This window comes from Aquicoccus porphyridii (assembly GCF_008369105.1).
In the GTDB taxonomy this organism is placed as follows: Bacteria; Pseudomonadota; Alphaproteobacteria; order Rhodobacterales; family Rhodobacteraceae; genus Aquicoccus; species Aquicoccus porphyridii.
In genome coordinates, this window is the sequence record NZ_VINQ01000094.1 from 1 (window position 1) to 532 (window position 532).

Sequence of the window (532 nt, forward strand, 5' to 3'; positions counted from 1 at the left end):
GCTATCCGCTGGTGGACGGCCAGGGCAACTGGGGGGCGCCGGACGATCCCAAGTCCTTCGCCGCCATGCGTTATACCGAGGCGCGCCTGTCGCGCTATTCCGAGGTGCTGCTCAGCGAACTGGGCCAGGGTACCGTGGACTGGGTACCGAACTTCGACGGCACCCTCGACGAGCCGGCCGTGCTGCCGGCCCGCCTGCCCAACCTGCTGCTCAACGGCACCACCGGCATCGCGGTGGGCATGGCCACCGACGTGCCGCCGCACAACCTGCGGGAAGTCGCGTCGGCCTGCGTGCGCCTGCTCGACCAGCCGGGCGCGACGGTCGCCGAATTGTGCGAACACGTGCCGGGCCCGGACTTCCCCACCGAAGCCGAGATCATCACCCCGCGCGCCGACCTGCAGAAGGTCTACGAGACCGGCCGCGGTTCGGTGCGCATGCGCGCGGTGTACCGCGTCGAGGACGGCGACATCGTCATCCACGCCCTGCCGCACCAGGTGTCCGGTTCCAAGGTGCTGGAACAGATCGCCGGGCA

Annotated in this window: 1 protein-coding gene; it reads left to right on the forward strand. The window is 70.1% G+C overall.

The features are described from left to right. Positions 1 to 532: DNA gyrase subunit A (locus FLO80_RS23730; RefSeq protein ID WP_281287067.1), on the forward strand; the 532-nt coding region annotated here is incomplete at both ends.